This is a genomic window from Bacillus sp. NPDC077411, assembly GCF_044543425.1.
Classification (GTDB): Bacteria; Bacillota; Bacilli; order Bacillales; family Bacillaceae_G; genus Bacillus_A; species Bacillus_A bruguierae.
Genome location: NZ_JBITWA010000007.1, coordinates 69,779 through 85,347, shown reverse-complemented (window position 1 = coordinate 85,347; position 15,569 = coordinate 69,779). Strand labels below are relative to the sequence as shown.

The following is a 15,569-nucleotide window of genomic DNA, read 5'->3' as shown; positions in this document are numbered from 1 at the left end:
CTTTATTATTACTATTCTAAATTGTAACATATGTTTCCTTATACGGAAAGTTTTTTACTTATTCCGCTATTTGTGGGGAGTAAGTACCCACCTCAAGATTGAGGGAGAAGTGAAAATACTTGTTTTTTTGACTCCGCTTTGTTATATATGAATATTGTTCATAAAAAGCACGGAAAGGAAGACATCCAGTGAAGGCAGAAAGATTTTTTACACATCCGCTCGGTGTATTTGTTGCAGCATTAAGTGCAACTTTTCTATGGGGCAGTGCGTTTCCATTTATTAAATTAAGTTATGTCCAGTTAGACATTCAGCCTCATGAAGTAGGCGAGCAAATTTTATTTGCAGGTTACCGTTTTTTCTTAGCAGGAATGATGCTGTTATTCTTCTTTAAAGCGTTAGGGAGAAATGTATCTTTTCAAAAAGGAACAACGAAGCAACTTGTTCAAATTGGTCTGTTTCAAACGTTTTTACAATATGTTTGTTTTTATATCGGCTTGAGCTATAGTACTGGGATTGAAGGAGCAGTTATTTCTGGAACATCGTCATTTTTTCAAATTGTATTAGCGCATTTTCTATATAAAGATGATTCTTTAAATATGAGAAAAATCGTTGGTGTATCAATTGGTTTTTGTGGCGTCATTCTTGTAAACATTCCAAAAGGAAATATGGATTTTCACTTTGGTATTGGTGAACTGTTATTATTAAGTGCGGCAATGTTGTACTCATACGGTAACATTTTGGCGAAAGAAGGAAGTAAAACGATGGATGTAGGCTATATGACCGCATATCAGATGATTATCGGTTCTTTAGGCTTATTGTTTATCGGGGTTTTACAAGTTGGATTGATGCCATTTACATTCCATATGCAAACGTTACTTATGCTGCTATACTTATCATTCTTATCAGCAGCGGGATTTTGTATTTGGAATACAGTGATGAAATATAACAAAGTCGGAAAAGTATCGATGTACATGTTTTTCATTCCTGTATTTGGTGTCATCTTATCAAGCTTGATTTTAGGCGAAGCAATTCATTCTTTCGTATTGTTTGGATTGGCATGTGTAGCGACCGGAATTATTATTGTGAATCGTACACGTAGTGAAAGAAACGCATCGCATGCAAAAAGTAGCGCAATGTGAAGAGGTTCATGGAGAGCCTCTTTTTCATATGGAAAGCGAAATTTCTATCAGTGTCCGTGAATAGCGTGATAAAGTTTGGAACAATTTTTTTATGAAAATTATAGATAAAAGAAAGGGAAATGATGATTTTATATCGAATAACAGAGATATTAATTCATCAAGGAGAAAGATATGAATGAAATGTACGTACTGTTAATAGGACAAGTAGTTTTATTTTTGTTCGGGACCATTTATGCAATAAGACAATCAGAACAAACAAAGGAAAATGAACCGTTACCCTTATTCATTCGTTTACTCCTCACTTTCTCATTAACTGGAGCTGCGATATGGATGTGGATACAGGACCCGGCAACACCTTATCGCCAGTGGGTTGCAATTGGTATGATTTTATCAACAATTGGTGACTTGTTTATGGCCGGCTTAATTCCATTTGGGCATCGTCTCATTGGTGGAATGGTGACATTTGCTATTGCGCATTGCTTATATGTTACGGCCTTTTTAGAAACGGGTATTTCGTGGAATGGCTTGTATATTGGTTTAGCGGGATACGGCTTGTTTTTAATTATTGGTTGGTTCTTTTTTATTCGAAATCATAAGCAGGATCGATTATTTACAATAGGTGCGCTTGTATACGGACTTTGGGTTGGTGGAATGGCGTGTTTTGCATTTGCGCTTGCTTATTTGAATCAAGATATGTGGTGGATTCCAGCGCTTGGTGGTTCTCTATTTGTCATTTCTGATTTTATTATTGGAATTACTGATATTGGTGGACGGAATGTAAAATATGATCCTCTTTTAGTTTGGGCAACATATGTGGGAGCACAAATGTGTATCATTTATGTTGGTATATAGAATGTGAAAGAAGAACTGCTTGAGAGCGGTTCTTTTTTGTTGTTAAAAAATAAGAAGCATGCAAAGCAACTTATGATGAATTTAACGGAGGATTTTGGTCCGATGAAAATTTCAAAAAATAAAATCTTTGTAATGGGAGATAATCGATTAGTTAGCCGTGATAGTCGTAATGGATTAGGATTAATTGATAAAGATGATGTATTAGGAAGTTTAATTTCCATATATTATCCTTTTAGCCGGTTGCAGATTATAGATTAGAAGGAGGGAAGTTATGGAAGAGATTGTTGGTCATGTTTTAGCTGGAATCGCACGGGGAGCAGTTGCAATCGGGGAAATAGCGGTAGATGCTACTAAAGTTATCGTTCGAGGAACAATCGGAGTTGTAAGAGTTATAGGAGAAGCTCTAGCAGAAGAACTTGTAGAGTTAGCGTTAGAAACTATAGAAGGAAGAGAAAAGCGAAAACAAAGAAGATTTGCTCGTCATGTGGAAAAGTTAAAGGGACATGATTGGTTTAAGGTTATATATGAAAATATAAAATGCCGAGGTATCATTCATACAGACAAACGTTATCTACACTTGTTGAGTAAGCGGCGGTATGTACAGAAACTGGCTCGTAATGAAAACGAACGTAAGCAATTTATTCAGCGAATCCGTATTGAAGCAAAGGTTGATGATGTGATTTGGGATATACAACAGGATTAATTTTTTACATACATATAAGAAGTAACAAAGCAGCCGATATTGGCCGCTTTGGTGGTTTTATCTATTACAATTAAAAAATCGACTCCATGTTTGTTTCTAACATTAACTCTGTATCAGGATTCTCCTTATCTATACTTAAGACTACTTCATACTGACGCAATCTTAGTTCAAAGAGTGTTACAGGATCACGATAAACTTCAGGATTTGATTTCATTTTATGCAGTGTATTTTGCTGTTCTTGTATTTCTAAATGCGTGTGTTCCACAGCTTGTTTCAATGAACTAAATGGATCTCTAAAGAACATAGTAATATCTCGCTCTAATGCATTTTCAAATAACTCAAACTGTAAGAAAAACTTGTTTATAATAGAAGTAGTTACATCAGTAAAATCTTCATTTTCTAAATACTGTTTGTATTTGTTATACAGCATTGTTTTATTTTTAGGAAGAGATCCGAATAATTTTCCTGCACTTTTTAGTAAAAATTGCGCGGGCGTAAACCGGCGGAAGATATTTACTTCTTCCATTTGTATTCTATTCGTCATTCTATCTGTATCTCGGCGCCAATCATCAAGTATTTTAAAGTCGCATTCTAACTGGATTCGATTTTCTCCACATAACGAGTTAAGTCCTTCACTTATTTCTTCTAAGTATGATTGACTTTGAAGGAACTCGTTATTAGAAGTTTCAATCCAATTCTGCATGGATGAAGCGAAGTTAGGTAATACAGTTTGTTCTAGATAGTTTCGAATTCTCTCATTCATCGCGGTATTTAATTCAATATCAATGTGTCTAAAATCGCTGTCTTCACTGATTAGATCAGAGCAGCCTTGCAGTAGCCTCGGAATATGCTCTGTAAGATCGTTCGTAATTTTATGTTTCATTGTACGATATGAATCTGTAATAAAATGAATTTTTTCCTTTTCAAAAGCAGTGACATTATTAATAAAGCCATTTAGTCTCACTAAAATATCTTCATTCCAACTAATAGAATCCACTAAGTTGTTTTCCATCTCAACTCGTTTATCTAAAAGATATTGAATTGCTTTTCGAATGAAAAATAGTATTTTTTTCGTACGTTCTTGATCAAGATTTTTATACTCAAAGTTAAAATTGACAAAATCAGTTAACTCGTTTAGCTGTTGAGTGTTTGTATATAACGATGAATAAGGTAAAACCCTCGCATGTGGGAAATATGTGTGTATTCTTGTTTGCGTATCATGTATAACTCGTTTTACTTCAGCTTCGCTGTAAATGTTATCAATTTTATTTAATAAGAAATGAATTTGTAAATCTGGTGCATGTGCTTGAATGTTTAATAAAATGTCACGTTCTTTATCAGTAAAAGGAGAATCTGCATTCAATACGAATAACAAACTGTCTACTGAGTTTAAATATCCGAATGTTTCATTTCTAATATCGTTGTTTCTATTAAAGCCAGGTGTAACAACGAATGCTAGTTTGTTTTTACTTAAAAACTTGCAAGGTAATTTAAATTCAATACATGTTTTTTCTCTATATGTTTGTCGGTGCATAGACATCATGTTATGGAAATCTGAGAAATTATTAGTCGTTGAAATTGTTGCATCTGTTATTGCATTAATTTCTGTATGAGCGTCATCCTTAAAGATAACTGTATTTGAGCTTGAATCTTCTAATATATTTTCTCCTAGTACAGAGTTGATAAATGAAGATTTTCCGTTTCCAGAAGTTCCTGTTACTAAAAGACGGTTTGTTCTTAAATCTGCAAGCTCACAGACCAACCATCTAAAGCGATGTCCCATTTCTAAATCATTGTTTTGTGCCCACTGTGTAATAGAATCAAAAAGATGTAAACTATAGTCTAAATCATCCGTGTAATTGGTGGAATGTAACAATAGTTTTTCTGCATGTTGCACGTCTGCCGAATCTATTTTAGCAGGGAAAATCTCATCCCATGCCAATACTGCTGCAGATGGAAAGACAAAGCGAGAAGGATTGACCATTTTTAACCAATTCGTTAAAATATTCGGAACAATATCATGTAATTGTCTCAGCATATACTGGCCTTGAATTAATTCAAAATACGTTTCTTCATAAAGAGAAGAAATGTTGTCCCATTCATCGGTTGAATGTACTTCGATATGTGAGAAAAAGTCATTTATTGTTTTAAGCCAAAGCAAATAAGTTTGCTCATTCTTATAGCTGTGCCAAAGTGATGAAACAATTTGTGTAAATTGGATTAGGTCTACATTGTGTAATGTAACTAGTACCTTATAGAAATAATCTGGTGAAATGGTTTTCGTAAATCCTTTATCAATATATTCTTTTAAAATCTCAAACCATTGGAAGGACTCTGTTCGAATCATTTCATTTATTGCAAGTTCCACCGCACTATCCCAATCTTGCTGTTCTTCATAAAAGGAACGAGCAATGGTTGTAACGTTTGGATAATCGGGATTTACAGAAACAGCGTCTTTAATAACTTTGAAGGCTAAATCCAGTTTGTTTTGTTCTATGTAAAGAGAGAGTAATTGCAATGAAATTTCGGTCATAAGTATTTTATTATCAGTAGTAATGGACGTATACACAGTTTCGGCAGCTGATAATTGATTGAGTTCGAAGTAAGCATCTGCAATATTCTTCTGTGCCCATGGTTCTAATTCATTATTGACTTTCTCCCATTTAAAAATAGCGGATTCAAAATCTTGATGGTGATAATAAAACTCACCTTGTGCAAAACGAATATAAGATCCATCCGAAAATTCATTTTTTTGCTCAGCTAAATAAGCTTCTCCAAGTACTTGAAGAGGCGGATGTGTTTCATTTTCCATTAAAAATGTTTCATAATATATTTTTTTTATTAACTGTTTTTCTAGTGTCATGTTTTTCCCCCACTATATCTTGAAAAGTGTATATTCCTTTATATGTCAACACTTTTTTGCATTGATGCTCTTTATTCTAGCAAAGATTTTCTTTTGAAAAATTTCATTTTCCTTTCATTTTTAGAGTAGGATTGAATTTTCATGCATAAAGTTTCAGTTTTTTTTCAATTTCCTTTCAGTTCTGAAACAACATTGGCTCTTCCTAATAACATAATAAGACTATAATATTCTACATGAAGTTGTAACATTGGATGTAGAGTTCGTCATAAAAACAATGTATAGTGAATATGTATACCATGTTTGCTTTATTGATGGAGAGGGTACAATGTGGAATAACGATAACGTATAGGATGTGTCGTGCGAATGGAACAACATATTGGTGAATTAATCGCACACTACGGTTATTATGGAATTATTATTGCGCTTGCTGGAGGAATTGTTGGATTACCAATACCAGATGAATTTCTACTTACATTTGTCGGATATAATATTTCAAGGGGATATATGTCAGGAACAGAGGCGTTTACGAGCGGCATGGCTGGGGCTATAATTGGGATTACATTAAGTTATATGCTTGGTTTAAAACTTGGACTCCCTGTATTGAAAAAATATGGTTCTAAAGTGGGGATTAAAGAAGCTCAAATCGAGAAGACTCATATTTTATTTGAGAAGTATGGTCCTTTTTTATTAGTGTTTGGCTATTTTATACCTGGTGTTAGACATTTAACTGCTTATTTTGCAGGAATGTCGGGCTTAAAATGGGGTAAGTTTTGTTTATATGCGTATGGCGGTGCTTTCATTTGGGTGAGCGTTTTTATTGGACTTGGGTGGAAATTAGGAGAAAAGTGGCGAGATGTAGAGTACAATTTACATCGATACGGATTTTGGATTGGTGTTGTTTCAATCGTCATCGCTTTGATTGTTTATACATATGTAAAAATACAAAAAGATAAGAAAAACCGCTAATGTATATAGCGGTTTTTTATATGCTACTCTGTGATTTCTTCATATAAGAAGTACGTCACATTATAAATATGTTCTACTTCGTCATCTGTCATATACATAAGTTCTTCTCGTTCAATTCCTTTTTTCTTTTCAATAAATTCAATCATATTTTTCCGTTCTTCTCTCTTTATCATTTTTATTTCTCCTCCCAATCTGTTTTAATACAGTTTATTTAAGTTAGTACTATTATATAACAGAATCTTTAGAAAGTTCCACCTTTTTCAATTTTTTTTGGATAAGAACTTTTCGACAAAACAAGACCTCGCAAAATATTAAGTATATATGTATTAGAGAAGTAAGGTAAGAATGCGTGGTTTCTTACGATACGGTGTAATACGAGAGATACCAGTTTTTTTATAGTTTTCTTGCTTACTTAATAAAAACTCATCATTTACTTCAGCATGATTGTTAAGCTGATTTTTTCTTTCTTCAGGAACGTATTTTACAATATAACCTAACTCCACTTGTAGAAACATTGATAACATTTCTTCTTTCCTAAACATCGTTATTTTCAGTCAAATACACCTAACAAACTCATACCATAATCTCAGTTCCATCTATTTTTGTGCGCAAAGAAAATATAAAAAAGCATCCGTTATTTCACGAATGCATTTTATCTCATCATTTGCTTAATAAGTTCCCGGTTACGTTGTTTAAAAACATCATTATGGGAAGAAACCATGCCATATTCACTTGCATCCGGCTGAATAAATTGTTTTGCTTTATTCACGGCGTTCCCAGCATCTTGAAAAGCACCAGCGATTAAATGCAATTTACCCTCGTGTTTTAAAATATCTCCCGCAGCATATAACCCTTCTATGGAAGATTCACTATTTGCATTACCTGCAATAAAGTAATCATCTATTATTTCAATATTTAGTTCACTATTCTTCAATAATGTCATATCGCGTTCGTATCCATGATTAATAATGACTTCATCAATTGGTAAATATGAAACTTCTCCTGTTTCATGATTTGTTAATTCCACACGCTCAATTGCTTCATGATTATCACCTGTAATTAACTTTGTAATTGTTGTATGCAAGAAGCATGTTGCAGAGCTATTCATAAGTTGGGTTACTTGTGCTTCATGACCAGACAAAGTATCTTTTCTATATGTTAAATACACTTTTTTTGCGATCGGCTCCAGTTCATTAGCCCAATCGATTGCAGAATTGCCTCCGCCTGAAACAATGACCGTTTTATCTTGAAAATGTTTTAAAGATTTTACAGTATAATTTAAATTCGATACTTCGAATCTTTCAGCACCTGCAATTGCTAATTTTTGTGGCTTTAATATTCCGCTCCCTGTTGCTACAATAACAGTCTTTGAAAAATGTCTTTTTCCAGAGGATGTCTTTAATACAAAGATTCCTTCTTCATTGCGAGTTATCGATTCTACTTTTTCATTTAATACTACTTCTGGATGGAATGTTAGTCCTTGCTCTACAAGTTGATCAATTAACTTAGCCCCCATAACTGGTGGCAATCCTCCAATATCCCAAATCATTTTTTCTGGATAAACATGTATCTTTCCACCTAATTGTGGCTGAAATTCAATAATCTTCGTTTTCATTTCTCTTAATCCACTATAAAACGCTGAATAAAGCCCTGCAGGTCCACCACCAATCACAGTTATATCAAATAATTCCTCTTGATTCATTCGCGTTCACTCCTCAGTTTTCAATGTATATTGATTATCATTCTCAGTAAAATATAACCTGTTTCGATTAGATTTACAATCCAAATTCCTATTGACAATATAAAAAGATAAAATTATATTATTAAGTGATTGAAATTGATAATCATTTTCAATTTGTAAACTATTAACAAAAATCGGAGGGAATATAACGCTTCATTGATTTATAAATCATTCAATTACTTTTATTGCAATAAATCTCGATAGCAAGATTTGTAAGCCCAATGTAGAACGAATTGTGAGATATCATCCTGTTAGAAAGCTATATATTACGTTTATTTTATAAAAAGGAGAAGACGAATGAAAAAATTATTCATTTCACTTACAGTTCTATTTGTACTTGTTATGAGTGCTTGTAGCAACGGATCAACAGATAAGAAAAACGATTCAAGTGCAAAGAGAAGTAAATCAGAAACAATTACATACCAATCTGAAAATGGTAAAGTTGAAGTCCCTGCAAATCCCAAACGTGTCTTTGTATTATCATCATTCGCAGGTAACGTAATGTCTTTAGGTGTAAATCTTGTTGGGGTAGATTCATGGTCCAAACAAAATCCACGTTTTCAAGAGAAATTAAAAGATGTTGCTGAAGTATCAGATGAAAATATCGAAAAAATTATTGAATTAAATCCAGACTTAATTATTGGTTTATCTAATATCAAAAACGTTGATAAGTTAAAGAAAATTGCTCCAACTGTTACATTCACATACGGAAAAGTAGATTACTTAACTCAACATTTAGAAATCGGTAAATTACTAAATAAAGAAAAAGAAGCAAAAACTTGGGTGGACGATTTCAAGAAACGTGCACAAGCGGCAGGGAAAGATATTAAAGCAAAAATTGGAGAAGATGCAACTGTTTCTGTTATTGAAAACTTCAACAAGCAAATTTATGTATACGGCGAGAACTGGGGCCGTGGAACAGAAATTCTTTATCAAGAAATGAAATTAAAAATGCCTGAAAAAGTAAAAGAAAAAGCATTAAAACCAGGTTATTATGCATTATCTACTGAGGTTCTACCTGAGTATGCTGGGGATTACTTAATTGTAAGTAAAAATAAAGATACTGATAACTCATTCCAAGAAACAGAATCATACAAAAACATTTCAGCTGTGAAAAATAATAGAGCATTCGAAGTAAACATGATGGAATTCTACTTTAATGATCCACTTACATTAGATTCCCAACTAGACTTCTTCAAGAAAAGCTTTCTTGGTCAATAATACAACAATGAGGAATTCTTATTTTAAGAATTCCTCTTCCTTTATTCTATGAAAAGAAAAGATGTGAAACGAATGACAAAAAACAAGCCACGTGTAGCCTCCTTTACGTACAAATTTATTTTAGGAATCATTGCGTTTTTCCTTATTTTTATAATCGCGATGTTGTTTGGTGCGGCAGATACAACTGTAAAGGATGTATGGTTAGCGCTTACTTCTTCAGCCAAAGGAGAAAAGCTTTCCCTGATCCGTGAACTACGCTTACCACGTGAAGTTGCAGCTATTTTTGTTGGGGCCGGTCTCGCTGTTTCTGGTGCAATTATGCAAGGACTAACCCGCAATCCACTTGCGGATCCAGGTCTACTTGGTCTAACTGGTGGTGCTAACGCTGCACTTGCTATTACCATTGCCTTTGTACCCTCTGTAAATTATTTTTATATGATGATTGCCTGCTTTATTGGAGCAGCAATCGGTGCAATTATGGTTTTGGGCATCGGGTTGATTCGAAAGGGAGGGCTTTCTCCCTTTCGAATCGTCCTTGCTGGATCGGCAGTTTCAGCGTTCTTAGTTGCGGTTTCAGAAGGCATTGGAATTTACTTCAAGATTTCGCAAGACGTATCTATGTGGACAGCAGGAGGTGTAATTGGAACAACATGGAGCCAGCTACAAATCATTATTCCAGTTATTTCAGTAAGTATATTCATTGCCATTTTATTTTCAAAGAAATTGACGATTCTAAGTCTAAGTGAAGAAGTCGCAATTGGGCTTGGTCAAAAAATTATCGTCATTAAAACCGTTCTTTTTATTGTTATCATTTTGCTTGCAGGTGCCTCTGTTGCACTTGTTGGAAACATGGCATTCGTAGGTTTAATGGTGCCCCATATGGTACGACCAATCGTCGGGCCAGACTATCGCTTTGTTATCCCGATGTCTGCAATTGTTGGCGCTTCTTTTATGCTACTTGCTGACACAATCGGACGTACAATGAATGCTCCATATGAAACACCACTTGTTGCCATTGTTGCCATTGTAGGTCTACCATTCTTCCTATTTATTGTACGTAAAGGAGGAAGAACATTCTCATGATTCAACAATCAATTTTAAAAAAACAACGACTCATTATAATGGCTTTACTTATACTTATTATCGCAACAATCATAGTCGGTATGGGATTAGGAGCTGCTTCACTCTCCTATGATAGGCTGCTTCCAACATTATTTGGACAAGGAACATTTAAAGAAGAATTTGTTTTATTCTCTCTTAGATTGCCTAGAATTACAATTACACTATTAGCCGGCATGGCACTTGCCTTATCAGGGGCTATATTACAAGGGATTACTCGAAACGATTTAGCTGAACCTGGAATTATCGGTATTAATTCAGGAGCAGGTGTAGCGATTGCAATTTTCTTTTTGTATTTTCCAATCGATGCAGGTTCATTTGTATACTTACTACCAGTTGTTGGATTTATGGGGGCTTTTATTACAGCTTGCCTGATTTATGTCTTTTCATATAAAAAAGCTACGGGACTTCAGCCGATAAATTTAACATTAACGGGGATTGGATTTTCATTCGCACTCTCAGGAACAATGATTGTAATTATCTCCTCTGCTGAACGTACCAAAGTAGATTTTATCGCAAAATGGATTTCCGGAAATATTTGGGGAGATGATTGGGTCTTTGTATTGGCTATCCTTCCATGGTTAGCTATATTGATCCCGTTCACATTATATAAGGCAAACCGTCTAAACATTCTTGCCTTAAGCGAACCCGTAGCGATTGGCGTCGGGATCGAAATTGAAAAAGAACGCCGCTCTCTACTACTAGCCGCCGTTGCATTAGCCGCCGCTGCAGTTTCAGTTACAGGGGGAATCGCCTTTATCGGGCTTATGGCCCCGCACATTGCAAAATCTTTAGTTGGGCCAAGACATCAAATGTTTGTCCCTGTAGCCATTCTGATCGGTGGATGGCTATTATTACTTGCAGATACAATTGGTCGGCATATTGTAGAACCAAGTGGAATTCCTGCAGGTATTATGGTTGCTTTTATTGGTGCTCCTTATTTTATGTATTTGTTACTGAAAAAGTAGAAAAAGCCTTCGAGAATCTCCTTTCTCAAGGCTTTTTCTATTTCTTATTATTGACCATATCCTTCAAATTATATTTAAAATCTAACGAAGTCTTGTTTTGTTCGTTATCCCGCTATTTGTGGGCAGTAAAGGCTGGGGAAGCACGGGGGAAAAACTGCCCGTAAAAGTCCGATTGGGTGGGCTAACCATCAGTGGGGGAAGAAGCTCCCCCACTGATGGAAGTTTCACTTTATAGACGTAAAAACTCTGGTTGTGTTGTACCAGCACTATCAATGTAATAAATGGTATCAGGATTAATTTTTATTAACACGTAATTTGGATCTTCAGGACCAAGTAACCAACGTTTTAAACTATTTGTCCAAAATTTATTTTTTAACGTACTGTCTTCTTCAATAGAAGCAATGCCTTCTATTTCAAGATATTCTTCTTCCCAGTGCTTTCCCTGGCGACCAAGTAAAACATGAACATTTGTATTTTGTTCGATATCTGTTATTTTTTTTGATTGCCGATCTGTTGCAGCGTACAATACGAAATCTTCATGAAAAAACATCATAAAGCAGCTATACGGTTTGTTGTCACGAATGGTTGCGAGGACACCAATTTGTTGGTTTTGGATAATCTTTTCAATTTTTTCTTTTAGATGCATTTGTTTCTGCTCCTTTCTAGTTAACGCTCATATTTTTCTAAAGAGGAATTTCTCGTAAGAGTCCAATCGGTTTTACTAATTGCACTTACGTTAGTGAAATTTTTTGCTCGCTCTTACTTTTTTCTTCAATGCTCTTTTTTAAACGTAATTATGATAAAAATTGGGTAAATTAGAAGAATAATAATGGTAATATAAAGAGTGATTGAGAAAGAAATGGAAGGATGAAAAGGATGTTTAATAAGATTTTTTTATTTGTTGCAGTCATTGGTGTACCGCTTTCTGTTCTTGGTAACGTAATGCATTGGCCACAAACAATTATGTTTGCTGTATATTGCGTTACAATTATTGCACTGGCCGGTTTTATGGGGAGAGCAACGGAAAGTTTGGCGGTTGTGTCAGGCCCCCGTATAGGCGGATTGTTAAACGCAACATTTGGTAACGCAGTTGAACTTATTATTTCTATTTTTGCATTGCAAGCTGGGTTAACGGAAGTAGTACTCGCTTCGCTAACAGGTTCTGTTCTCGGTAACTTATTGTTAGTTGGTGGACTTTCCTTTTTTATAGGTGGTCTAAAGTATAAACGTCAAAGCTTTAATGTTTATGATGCGAGACATAATTCATCTTTATTAATTTTTGCAGTCGTTGTTGCTTTTGTGATTCCCGAAATATTTTCAATGAAAATGAACGTCGAGAAAACGTTCCAACTTAGTATCGGCATTGCTATTATTATGATTGTTTTATATTTAGCAGCATTGTTTTTCAAACTTGTTACGCACCGCGGCGTATATCAGCATAAAGAAGAAGAAGTAGAGCATGATGAAGAGCCGGAATGGTCAAAAGGAAAAGCGTTGCTTATTTTAGCGATTGCAACAGTAGCAGTTGCCTATGTATCAGAGGCACTTGTACATACAATTGAAACAGTTGCTAAGACATTTGGCTGGAGTGAATTATTTATCGGGATTATCATTGTGGCGATTGTCGGAAATGCAGCAGAGCATGCATCGGCTATAGTTATGGCTTATAAAAATAAAGTTAATATTGCTGTTGAAATTGCAGTTGGTTCAACATTACAAATTGCTATGTTTGTTGCGCCTGTACTCGTCATTATTTCTATGTTCTTTGCGGTAAATATGCCTCTTGTATTCACGATTCCAGAATTGGTAGCAATGATTACGGCTGTATTTTTGACAATTGCCATATCAAATGATGGCGATACAAACTGGTTTGAAGGTTTAACATTACTTGCCGCTTATCTCATTATGGGGATCGGTTTCTATTTATTATAAAAAGTTTGGATAACAATAGAGAGCAGGGAAAAGAATATAACCGTATAGTCCCATTAGGAAGGAGCTTTACGGATGAAACGAGTGTGCAATATTTATATCACCATTATGTTCTCGTTTATCTTTTTATTTCCTTGTAGTAGTTTTGCGAAGACAGAATTGAATGTGAAAGTTCCGCCATCTGTTTTAAACGTTTCCAAAGAAAATACGTATCCAAATCCAACAGAGGACCTGCCGCGCTTACAACCGAGTGAATTAGCAAAAACGTTGCTTGAGACATCGCCGATAAAGATTGAAAATCCGGATTTAATTCGAATGTTTAATGAAACATCTATTTCAAATGCACCACTTGCAGTTGGATATCGCGCGAAAATTTATTTAGGACAATGGCCTTTAAATTATGAATCGATTGAAACAACAATGAACTGGGAATACAGGCAAGTCAATCGGAATGTTCATGATAATCGCGGTGGACAGGGATTTTATCCACTTCGCTATAAACAAGAAGCACAAAAACTAGTAGAAAGTGGGCTTACTTCTTACATTAAGGATGCAGAAGATGTGAAGAAGATGATGCTGTTAAAAGCGATGGAAAAAGTACGTTTACCTCTTTCGTTTAAAACAATTATTGGTTATGGAACCCAGCATGAACGAGTATATAATATTAGTCCGAAACAACTTGGATATTTATATGCGTATACGCCAGCAGTTAACGAAAAAGGAAAAGTAACATTTGGCGAAGTATATCTTGTCTTAAAAGGGAATCAGCGAAAATTGATGATTAAAAATATCACATCACAAGGAATTGGAGCATCCATACCAATTCAAGATCATCTTTCCTTTAAGTTTATTTCGTCTCCTGATCCAAGGTAAAGGTTCATACAAAAAACGTCAGCATGATAGTACGCTGACGTTTTTTCTTACAACGTGATGTTTGCTTGTTTCGTTAAGAAATTTTCTGTTGGATAATAACTATTTTTTACAAGAATGTTTGGTCCAAGGCATTTAACAGCTGGACAATGACAGCCTAATTCTTTTGCTGTTTGTGAGGAACTCCACTTGTCATAAGCTTCTTGCAGTGTATTTGTTTGAACATTTCCGAGCATTGGAACGTCACCGAAATCTGTAACGATAATACTGCCGTCAAAAATATTTACATTTAAACGAGAACGACCGTCTGGATCATTACGTACTGTGACATTTTTACTTGTATGCAGCTTTTTGAATACTTCTAAATCACGTTCGTCGTTGCTACATGCATAGAATGGCAATGTTCCAAATAGCATCCATACATTTTCATCGCGAATATCAAGAAGGTGTGAAATGGCACTCAAAATTTCATCTTTCGTTAAAATTTCAAGATTGCTAGCAAAATCACTTGGATACATTGGATGTACTTCATGACGTTTACAACCCATCTCTTCAACGATTTGACGGTGAATATGTTCAATATGCGGAAGTGTACGTTTATTGAGCATTGTTTCAGCAGAAACAAGAACACCTGCTTCTGATAAGGCTTTACTATTTGAAATCATCCGTTCAAATAATTTGGCACGTTGTTCATATGACGGTTTGCGCTCCATCATCGCAAATCCGCCCTCAACGAAATCATCAATCGTTCCCCAGTTATGAGAAATATGTAAAACATCGAGATAAGGAATAATTTGTTCATAACGGGCTAAATCTATAGTTAGGTTAGAGTTAATCTGGGTGCGAACGCCTCGTTCGTGAGCATATTTTAAGAGCGGTGTTACATAGTTATCAACAGATTTTTTGGAAAGCATAGGTTCGCCGCCTGTAATGCTTAAAGAACGTAGATGTGGAACTTCATCTAATCGTTGTAATAATAAATCAAGCGGAAGTGGGTTTGGATCTTTTGGCTGTAATGTATAACCAACAGCACAATGTTCACAGCGCATATTGCATAATGTTGTCGTTGTAAATTCAACGTTTGTTAATAATAATTTGCCATACTCTTCAAGGTCCATATAAGCTTCCCATGGATCATAAGAAGGAGTAATCGGCTTCATTTTTTGTGATGTATCCATTTATGAAATACTCCTTTGAC

At 35.0% G+C, this 15,569-nt stretch carries 15 protein-coding genes and 1 pseudogene; 10 read left to right on the top strand and 6 right to left on the bottom strand.

What is annotated here, in order from left to right:
* The first annotated feature begins 188 nt into the window (after nucleotides 1–188).
* The 4 genes and pseudogenes from ACIGHG_RS11545 to ACIGHG_RS11530 all read left to right on the top strand — a co-directional run bounded on the left by ACIGHG_RS11545 (nucleotide 189) and on the right by ACIGHG_RS11530 (nucleotide 2,694).
* Nucleotides 189–1,139, top strand: coding sequence for a DMT family transporter (locus tag ACIGHG_RS11545; protein WP_336472871.1), 951 nt, complete (start codon nucleotides 189–191; stop codon nucleotides 1,137–1,139).
* A 171-nt stretch (nucleotides 1,140–1,310) separates the two neighbouring features.
* Nucleotides 1,311–1,991, top strand: coding sequence for a lysoplasmalogenase (locus ACIGHG_RS11540; protein WP_336472870.1), 681 nt, complete (start codon nucleotides 1,311–1,313; stop codon nucleotides 1,989–1,991).
* A 39-nt stretch (nucleotides 1,992–2,030) separates the two neighbouring features.
* Nucleotides 2,031–2,249: pseudogene (locus tag ACIGHG_RS11535) on the top strand (S26 family signal peptidase); the annotation flags it as partial.
* A gap of 13 nt (nucleotides 2,250–2,262) precedes the next feature.
* Entirely contained in the window at nucleotides 2,263–2,694 is a 432-nt protein-coding gene (locus tag ACIGHG_RS11530) for a hypothetical protein (protein ID WP_336472869.1), read from the top strand.
* 70 nt (nucleotides 2,695–2,764) lie between these two features.
* Here ACIGHG_RS11530 and ACIGHG_RS11525 read toward each other — a convergent pair whose 3' ends face one another.
* The gene (locus ACIGHG_RS11525; protein WP_396548516.1) at nucleotides 2,765–5,557 is read right to left on the bottom strand and encodes a dynamin family protein; all 2,793 of its coding nucleotides are present in this window, start codon (nucleotides 5,555–5,557) and stop codon (nucleotides 2,765–2,767) included.
* A gap of 363 nt (nucleotides 5,558–5,920) precedes the next feature.
* Here ACIGHG_RS11525 and ACIGHG_RS11520 point away from each other — a divergent pair, with 363 nt between their 5' ends.
* A complete protein-coding gene (locus ACIGHG_RS11520; protein ID WP_336472867.1) occupies nucleotides 5,921–6,523 on the top strand; it encodes a DedA family protein in 603 nt (200 codons plus the stop codon).
* Between the two features lie 23 nt (nucleotides 6,524–6,546).
* On the opposite strand, the gene ACIGHG_RS11515 is transcribed toward ACIGHG_RS11520, so the two are convergent.
* From ACIGHG_RS11515 to ACIGHG_RS11505, 3 genes are all read right to left on the bottom strand, one after another.
* Nucleotides 6,547–6,693 (bottom strand): BH0509 family protein, encoded by a 147-nt coding sequence (locus ACIGHG_RS11515; protein WP_139207695.1) that lies wholly within the window; start codon nucleotides 6,691–6,693, stop codon nucleotides 6,547–6,549.
* A 156-nt stretch (nucleotides 6,694–6,849) separates the two neighbouring features.
* Nucleotides 6,850–7,047, bottom strand: a complete 198-nt coding sequence (locus ACIGHG_RS11510) for a hypothetical protein (protein WP_336472866.1) — start codon at nucleotides 7,045–7,047, stop codon at nucleotides 6,850–6,852.
* A gap of 128 nt (nucleotides 7,048–7,175) precedes the next feature.
* Nucleotides 7,176–8,225 (bottom strand): NAD(P)/FAD-dependent oxidoreductase, encoded by a 1,050-nt coding sequence (locus ACIGHG_RS11505; RefSeq protein WP_336472865.1) that lies wholly within the window; start codon nucleotides 8,223–8,225, stop codon nucleotides 7,176–7,178.
* A gap of 336 nt (nucleotides 8,226–8,561) precedes the next feature.
* Here ACIGHG_RS11505 and ACIGHG_RS11500 point away from each other — a divergent pair, with 336 nt between their 5' ends.
* Genes ACIGHG_RS11500 through ACIGHG_RS11490 form a run of 3 tightly spaced genes read left to right on the top strand, consistent with a single transcriptional unit; the run spans nucleotide 8,562 to nucleotide 11,572 of the window.
* Nucleotides 8,562–9,485: an iron-hydroxamate ABC transporter substrate-binding protein gene (locus ACIGHG_RS11500; RefSeq protein WP_396548514.1), complete on the top strand. Its 924-nt coding sequence runs from the start codon at nucleotides 8,562–8,564 to the stop codon at nucleotides 9,483–9,485.
* Nucleotides 9,486–9,533: 48 nt separating this feature from the next.
* The gene (locus ACIGHG_RS11495) at nucleotides 9,534–10,568 is read left to right on the top strand and encodes a FecCD family ABC transporter permease (RefSeq protein ID WP_336472863.1); all 1,035 of its coding nucleotides are present in this window, start codon (nucleotides 9,534–9,536) and stop codon (nucleotides 10,566–10,568) included.
* Nucleotides 10,568–11,572 carry a FecCD family ABC transporter permease gene (locus tag ACIGHG_RS11490; protein WP_336472972.1) on the top strand — a complete coding sequence of 335 codons (1,005 nt, stop codon included), beginning with the start codon at nucleotides 10,568–10,570 and terminating at the stop codon, nucleotides 11,570–11,572. The genes ACIGHG_RS11495 and ACIGHG_RS11490 overlap by 1 nt, the downstream gene beginning before the upstream one ends.
* A 229-nt stretch (nucleotides 11,573–11,801) precedes the next feature.
* Here the strand turns inward: ACIGHG_RS11490 and ACIGHG_RS11485 are convergent, their stop codons facing one another.
* Nucleotides 11,802–12,218: a pyridoxamine 5'-phosphate oxidase family protein gene (locus ACIGHG_RS11485; protein WP_336472862.1), complete on the bottom strand. Its 417-nt coding sequence runs from the start codon at nucleotides 12,216–12,218 to the stop codon at nucleotides 11,802–11,804.
* Nucleotides 12,219–12,448: 230 nt separating this feature from the next.
* Here ACIGHG_RS11485 and cax point away from each other — a divergent pair, with 230 nt between their 5' ends.
* Entirely contained in the window at nucleotides 12,449–13,504 is a 1,056-nt protein-coding gene (cax, locus tag ACIGHG_RS11480) for a calcium/proton exchanger (RefSeq protein WP_336472861.1), read from the top strand.
* 72 nt (nucleotides 13,505–13,576) lie between these two features.
* Nucleotides 13,577–14,374 (top strand): YfkD famly protein, encoded by a 798-nt coding sequence (locus ACIGHG_RS11475; RefSeq protein ID WP_336472860.1) that lies wholly within the window; start codon nucleotides 13,577–13,579, stop codon nucleotides 14,372–14,374.
* A 47-nt stretch (nucleotides 14,375–14,421) separates the two neighbouring features.
* On the opposite strand, the gene yfkAB is transcribed toward ACIGHG_RS11475, so the two are convergent.
* Complete coding sequence (gene yfkAB / locus ACIGHG_RS11470) at nucleotides 14,422–15,549, bottom strand: radical SAM/CxCxxxxC motif protein YfkAB (RefSeq protein ID WP_336472859.1); 1,128 nt, start codon at nucleotides 15,547–15,549, stop codon at nucleotides 14,422–14,424.
* Nucleotides 15,550–15,569: the final 20 nt, after the last annotated feature.